Origin of the sequence: Cerasicoccus maritimus (genome assembly GCA_031296935.1) — a bacterium.
Classification (GTDB): domain Bacteria; phylum Verrucomicrobiota; class Verrucomicrobiia; order Opitutales; family Cerasicoccaceae; genus Cerasicoccus; species Cerasicoccus maritimus.
Genome location: JAVDPD010000015.1, coordinates 124,180 through 130,922, shown reverse-complemented (window position 1 = coordinate 130,922; position 6,743 = coordinate 124,180). Strand labels below are relative to the sequence as shown.

Here is a 6,743-nt window from a genome sequence, read left to right as displayed (position 1 = left end):
TAACTACAAACCCTTACCAATGAGAAACGACAATGCTTACCATTGGTAGTCAAGTGGGATGGAGCTCGGACGCTTACCCAGAATGCACTGTTTACGTAAACGTCCGGCCTGCACTTTCGATTACCCACAATTTATTTCTGTAGAGAAAAGCCCAGCGTGAAATCAGCGAGTCGATTAAGTCCTCGCCACATGATAATGTTTCCTGGGGCTGGGTCACGTGCGCGAGCGAGATAGCCGCCGAGCTTGGCGATTTGGAGTGGTTCGCGGATTTGGCAGTCGCGGGGTATTTTGTTACACCGTCAGGGGCTTGTTACATCGGGGTATTTGCTTAGCATGAGGGCCTAACCCAAATCCCGCGCAGTTAGTCACTCCTGCAGACTGTTGGCAATGAGCTTGTTTTGCTAGTGTAGGTTGTCGTCTGACGACGCAATAACCCACCCCCGTATGCGTATCAAATACCTGCTTGGTCCCGCACTCTTTGTGCTTTTCTACACGCTCGCCTTCAGCGCACCACCGCCAGAACGAAACTGGACGCCAACTTTATTGGAGGAGTTTAACGCTTTTGACGCCACGACTTGGGTCATTAAGCCGAACGCCAAGCGTTACGACATCACCTTGGGCGGCGAGGCTCTGGAAACCTGGTGGTATGCCAATAACTGCTATGTCGAAAATGGCAACCTGGTCATACGGTCCATTTACCAGGATGATCTCTATACCTCAGGCTGCGTCACCACCTCGAAGACTTTTACGAATAAACTTTTTGAGCAGCAATACGGCTACTTTGAGGCGCGGGTGCGCGTGGCGCAGGATGATGGCATGTGGAGCGCATTTTGGCTAATGCCGCAGGATATCTATGGTTTCGACGGCACTGGTCGCGATGGCGCAGAGATCGACATTATGGAGTCGCCTCACTTGGAAGACCGCGGCTTTATTCAGCACGCGATTCACTTCGACGGATACCATGCTTACGAGCAGGAGATGGCGGCGCAAATTTCCATACCGGACCTCAATGATGGCGACTACCACGTTTATGGGCTCTGGTGGACGCCGGAGAAATACACCTTCTACGTGGACGGTGTGAAGACGTGGGAAGTCACCGATCCGAAGTGGATTAGTCAGGTGCAATCTTATGTGCTTTTGTCAGTGGAAATTGCTCCTTGGGGCGGAGATATCCGTAATGCAAATTTGCCAGCCTACACGTATTATGACTACGTCCGCGTCTATGCAGATGCGGGACCTAGCGGCCAAGCCGAAGGGGCTTCTTTTACTGCCAGCGCCGAGCTGTTGAGCTCGCCTGGCTTTGAATCCAGCGTGGCGGGGTGGTCATCAAACGCGAACTTAAATACGACCACGAGCGACCCGTTTGAAGGTGTTTATGCGGCGTCCGTCACCGGGCGAACCGCGGACTGGAATGACCTCAATCAGAGCATCACGAGCTACATTCAGGCCGAGGGGCCGGGGTCGTATGCGGTATCCGCCATGGTGAAAAGCGCGAGTGCGAACGTGACTGATTTCGTGGCTCAGTTGGAGGTGGTTGACGCCAATGGCACGGAGCACGTGAGCCAGCACATCAAGGTCGATACAGCCGGTGAATGGCAGCAGGTGAGCGGCGTTTTAGTCATCCAGCCAGAGGGCCTGATCTCGGCCAAATTGCGCATTCGGCCGGACAATTCATCGGTGCTGGATGACTTCGAAGTCGATGCTGTTTCACTCAAAAAGCTGTCCTTCGCCCAGGCGCGGACGGATCAGGTTTACGGCGCAATTGCGGCGATGTCGGTTGGCACAAATACCGTGGAAACCGTGGGCGTTGACTACAGTGCAACGACTGACCGCGAAGTCGTGGTGTCGCTGATTCGTGAGAGCACGGGGCTGGTTTTAGGCTCCAGCCAGACGCAGGTTTCTGCGGGCGCCGGGCGCGCGAACATTGATCTGTCCATCGGCGCGACGACGGAGGTGGACAACGATTATTACTACGAGATTGCGATTCGAGAAGTGGGGACGGCGACGATGCTGGATGTTTTTCAATCAGATTACGTGGATGTCGATGGCGTCGCCGAGCCGGTCTTTGAAGTTCTCTCGGTGGCTGCGCCCACGCAAGTAACGCCCAACAGCACACACTATATCGACGTGGAATACACCAGCACGGCGAGCATGGACATCGTGGTGACGTTTCAGCGGAATGTGCCCAGCTACACGGCTTATGGGAATGCGCGTGTCGCCATTTCCGCAGGCACCAGCGTGGTGTCGATCCCGGTGAATATCGGATCAGTGACTGATTTTGATAACAGCTACCAGTTCCAGACTTTCATTGCGCCAACGGGTGGCAACTGGGGACAGCGCGTGGACAACCTGGCCTTCACGCCGGTGTTAATGGCCCCGACCGCAACTGCGGATTCGGTCGTAGGGATGACCGGACCAATAAGCGTCAGCGAAAACAGCTCGGTCGAAGTTACGGTGGATTACACTGCGACCGAGTCACGCGACATTGTAGTGGTGCTGCAATATTCCGGCGGTAGTTACGAACAAATCGCCAGCCTGCGCCAGACGGTTTACGCCGGTGAAAGCAGCGTGACGCTTTCTCTGCCTATTGGCGCTGCGGTGGGCTATGGCAGCAACTACCAATACCAGACCTTTATTGGGCCAGTTGGCTCCAATTGGGGGCAGCGACTGGACAACTTTGCGGTAACGGGCGTGAGCGTTACCCCATGAGCAGGCTCTTTCCGGAGAAATAAAAGAGCCGGCGAAGACCGTCGGCTCTTTATGTTAAACCTTTTCTCGTTTAAATTGAGACATTGAGCACGATGTTTGCTTTAGTGTTTTTGTGAGGAAACGACATTTAGGTAACGATATAGATCGTGAGCGTATTCAGGCTCTGTTGAAGACAGAGGCAACGGGATGGCGAACGCAGCGCTTGGTGGCGTTGCGTTTAGGGTTCGACCCTGGCAACAGCGATGATGACATCTCTGAAGCGGTGGGTAAGAGCAAGGCAACGATTTATCGTTGGTTTGCGACTTATCGCGAAGGCGGTCTTGAGGCTGTCTTAACTCGTGGCTACAAAGGCACCAAATCAGTTAACTACAACGAGGATGTGCAGGCGTTTCTGAAGAATGGCTTGGCGACGTCTCGCTGGAACACCGCCGTGCAAGCTCAGCAGCAGCTTGAAAGTCATTTTGGCCGTCGCTTTAGCTACAGAACGGTTTGGCGCTGGTTAAAAAAAGTGGCTGGGGTGCTGCGGGTGGTCCGGTCCGCCAACGCGTCCGGTCTTGTCGCTTCGCTCGGAACCGCGCCCCGCTCACGAGAAGAGGAACCCGATCAAAGCGGAAAAGTTTAAGCGTTCGTTTTTGGCGAAGCTGTTTTCATCCAAACCCCGAGCGTCAATCTCGACTGGACACAGGCCTTCCTGGAACAAATCAAGGCTGAGTTTCCCGAGCACGAGCACGTCGTTGTCTGGGACGGTGCGGGCTTCCATCCGAGCGAAGACAGCCACCCGAAGATCCCCGAGGGAGTCCACACGATCATGCTGCCAGCGTATAGCCCAGAGCTCAATCCGATCGAGAAATTCTGGGATCTCATCCAGGATCACACCGCCAACAATCTGTGGCCAAGCATCGAAAGGCTAGACCAAGTCGTCGCAGCACACCTAGAAGACTGGTGGGCAGACAAGAGGCGGGTCAACAAGCTCGCTGGTAATGGATGGGCACGCGCTTCAGCAAACGCTTCATGAAATTTCACAACTCACAATTTAAGTGAGAGGCGGTATAATACACTGATGCCAGTTGGACGAAACGCGGACGGTTGAGGGCAACCGTCCCTACCCTGTCTACTCGGCATAACCAAAGGCCACTGGATCCGCTTGGGAAATATCATGAGTGCGCTCACCAAAAAGCCTTACTAGGCTTTTCAAAAACAACAGTGGCTGTACTTGACCGACAACCGCTGCTGTACTGTTGCAACAACCGCTGCTATGTTGCCGCAGTACAGCAGCGGTTGTTTTGCTAACATAGCATAAGGGTTTTTCGAAAGAACCGAGTAGGCTTCTCGAAGGTACAGCAGTAGGCTTTTGCGAAACAACCGTATAGGCTTTTCAGAAAAGCCCGCCTAGCAGCCTGTCGGCTTTTACGTATTTCTTTAGACGTTATGTTTGTCGAGGAGTTGGTCGCTGCGTGGTCTATTGGTGATTTCTGATATGAGCCGGTCGTTTTTCGGGGGGTATTGGAGTTTTGTGGCAGTGGTTTGGTGCGCCGCTGGGGCTTGTTGGTGGATTTCAGGCGTTTTGTGGCAGTTTGATGAGGTTGAAGAGGCGTTTGCAGTTGTAGGCCAGGCATACGAGGGTCCACTCGGCGCTGACCTTGGAGAGGGCACGAAGTGAAAACTGGCGGAAGCCCATGGCTTGCTTGATGATGCCGAAGACTGGTTCGACGCTTTGTTGTCGCAGGGCGTAGATTTTGCGTCCGGCTTCGGTGCGGATTTTTTCGCGCATGTCAATGAGGGTGGGGTCGACGAGTTTTTGGGGTGCTTTGGCGAGGGCTTTTTCGGGCCGCAAGTCGTAACGGCGCTGGTTGTTGGCGGCTTCGCTTTGAACGCTCACATACAGGTCGATGCCGCTTTGCTGGATGCGTTCGATGGCTTCGATCTGGACGAAGCCGCTGTCGGCAAGACCTTGCTTAGGGCTCCCCAGTTGGGCGGGGATGTTTTGGATGCCTGCTTCGAGCTCGCCGTTGTCGGCGCTGCATCGGCTGATGTGGGCGCTGACGACCAGTTGGCTGCCGTCGGCGTCAACGCTGGCCTGGGCGTTGTAGCTTTGCGTCACCGAGCTGCTTTTGCCTTTGCGCATCAGGTGCGAATCCGTATCGGTCAGGTTGGTTTGTTTGCCGGGGCCGCATCCATCTGTTCGCGCAGGGACTGGCGACGGGCAATCTCTGCCGGCAGATGCTCGTCTACGTCCGTGTTATCGGCCTGCTCTGCCTGAGTGCAAAGCGCCTCGATGTCCGCGCTCAGGCGCGTTTCGAGCTGCTGGGCCCGTTCGTAGGTGACGTTGCGGTCCTTGCTCAGGTTGGTCCTCAGGTGCGTGCCATCGATGGCGACCGTGCCCAGCTTCAACTCGCGCACCAGCAGCAACGCCTCAAGAAAACACACCGTGAAGGCCGCGTGGTTCTCTCGACGAAAAGCGCAAATTGTGTCGTGGTCCGGGTGCGTGTCGCCCGTCAGGTAACGCACGCAAACGTCCCGGTAGGTCGCGCGCTCGATTCGGCGGGAACCGAACAATCCGTGGCTGTAACTGTAAATCAGCAGCGCCAACAGCATCCGCGGCGGATACTGCGACTTGCCCGCTCGCGTGCGTTTTACCTTGAAAGCGCTCAAGTCAACGCGATCAACCGCCTCCAAGATGAAATGCACCGGGTCGTCCTCAGCAACCCAATCACGCATATCAACCGGCAACAAAAGAGGCGTATTTCGATCTACTGTCACAAAATCCATCCGAGCAACAAATCAACTTCGTTCGGACAGTTCGATCTGCTCCGACAGGCTGATAGGGAACAGATCAGGAAATATACGCGTCGCAAGATCATCAGTAATACAATTTAATTGTAGGCTAGGAGGATCAAGCCTTATTATGTAAAACTACGGTTGCACCAGTTGATGCACGTAGCGCAATTTCTCAAAAACTGCCGGTGGCAGGACAAACGGGTAAAGGTCAGGCTGGCCCATGCTCCGGTTCAGACTATTGACCGCGAACGTGATTGGCAGGCACGCGTTCATGATCGGTTCGAAGTCGGGCTGCTCGTAGGGGTCGAAATCCGCGATCATGGCCACCGACGCCGGAGGTTTGAGCGGGGCGTCGAGGCTCATGCCAAAGGCGTAGGCGGTCTCCAGTGTATCGACGATGTGCAGGTAGTGCGCCCAGGTTTCGGCCCAGTCTTCCCACGGGTGCATGGTGGCGTAGGCGCTCACAAACGTCTCCGGCCAATTCTCCGGCGCGCCGTTGTCGTAGTGGTCCTGTAGGGCTTCGCCGTAATCGCGGGTTTCATCGCCAAACAGGATTCGGAAGCGCTCGAGTTCCTCGGGCTTGGAGGCCACGAGCTGATCCCAGTAATAATGTCCAACTTCGTGGCGGAAGTGGCCGATGAGTGTGCGATAGGGCTCGCGCATATTCTTGCGGGTGGCTTCGCGCTGGACGTCGTCTGCCTCGGCAATGTTCATGGTGATCAACCCGCCGTCGTGGCCAGTCATGATTGGGTCTTCGCCTTCGACGTTGGCTAGAAAATCAAACCACAGCCCAGTCTCGTGCTCCTTGAAGCGGCTTTTCACGGGTAATTGTAGGCGCAAAAGGCTGTAAACGAGGCGGTGCTTTGCGCGTTCCAGTTTTTGCCAAGCTTCGACTTTCGCTGGCTCGTCCAGGTCTGGAATCGTGCGGTTGAGCTCGCATGCGCGGCAGTAGGGGTCTTCGCTGGATTCCGGCACTAGCCAATTGCAGGCGTTGTGCTCGTGATTTGCGCAAAATTTATACCGTGCCTGAGGGCTGGCCACGGCTTCCAGAGCGCCGTCATTTTCGATTACGGCGCTGAGCATGTTTTGACGCCAGAGGTAACCCAATTGACTGCCGCAGGAGCCACAGTGTGTGTTCTCGAAGAAGAGTAGCTGGCCGCAATTATCGCACTGAAAGATTTTCATTGGTGTTCAGTCTAAGGCCTTTGCTCCGGGGTGGAAGAATTTACCACTAACATTTTTTGTGTAGCCAATGC

At 55.0% G+C, this 6,743-nt stretch carries 6 protein-coding genes; 3 read left to right on the top strand and 3 right to left on the bottom strand.

Annotated elements, in window-relative coordinates; genetic code table 11:
- Positions 1-444: 444 nt before the first annotated feature.
- From RBB62_RS11460 to RBB62_RS20300, 3 genes are all read left to right on the top strand, one after another.
- Entirely contained in the window at positions 445-2,709 is a 2,265-nt protein-coding gene (locus tag RBB62_RS11460) for a family 16 glycosylhydrolase (RefSeq protein ID WP_309398986.1), read from the top strand.
- Between the two features lie 166 nt (positions 2,710-2,875).
- Entirely contained in the window at positions 2,876-3,331 is a 456-nt protein-coding gene (locus RBB62_RS11455) for a helix-turn-helix domain-containing protein (protein WP_309398985.1), read from the top strand.
- A gap of 27 nt (positions 3,332-3,358) precedes the next feature.
- Positions 3,359-3,724 (top strand): transposase, encoded by a 366-nt coding sequence (locus RBB62_RS20300; protein ID WP_425499893.1) that lies wholly within the window; start codon positions 3,359-3,361, stop codon positions 3,722-3,724.
- Positions 3,725-4,264: 540 nt separating this feature from the next.
- Here RBB62_RS20300 and RBB62_RS11450 read toward each other — a convergent pair.
- The 3 genes from RBB62_RS11450 to RBB62_RS11440 all read right to left on the bottom strand — a co-directional run bounded on the left by RBB62_RS11450 (position 4,265) and on the right by RBB62_RS11440 (position 6,672).
- Positions 4,265-4,858 (bottom strand): transposase, encoded by a 594-nt coding sequence (locus RBB62_RS11450; protein WP_343219086.1) that lies wholly within the window; start codon positions 4,856-4,858, stop codon positions 4,265-4,267.
- On the bottom strand, positions 4,855-5,478 hold the full coding sequence (locus RBB62_RS11445; RefSeq protein WP_309398982.1) for a transposase: 624 nt from the start codon (positions 5,476-5,478) through the stop codon (positions 4,855-4,857). Before RBB62_RS11445 ends, RBB62_RS11450 begins: the two co-directional genes overlap by 4 nt.
- Before the next feature lie 144 nt (positions 5,479-5,622).
- Positions 5,623-6,672, bottom strand: a complete 1,050-nt coding sequence (locus RBB62_RS11440) for a zinc-binding metallopeptidase family protein (protein ID WP_309398981.1) — start codon at positions 6,670-6,672, stop codon at positions 5,623-5,625.
- Positions 6,673-6,743 lie beyond the last annotated feature (71 nt).

Excerpts from the sequence above, each read along its gene's own strand:
- RBB62_RS11460 (WP_309398986.1), top strand. The coding sequence starts at position 445 with ATGCGTATCAAATACCTGCTTGGTCCCGCACTCTTTGTGCTTTTCTAC.
- RBB62_RS11445 (WP_309398982.1), bottom strand. The coding sequence starts at position 5,478 with ATGGATTTTGTGACAGTAGATCGAAATACGCCTCTTTTGTTGCCGGTT.
- RBB62_RS11440 (WP_309398981.1), bottom strand. The coding sequence starts at position 6,672 with ATGAAAATCTTTCAGTGCGATAATTGCGGCCAGCTACTCTTCTTCGAG.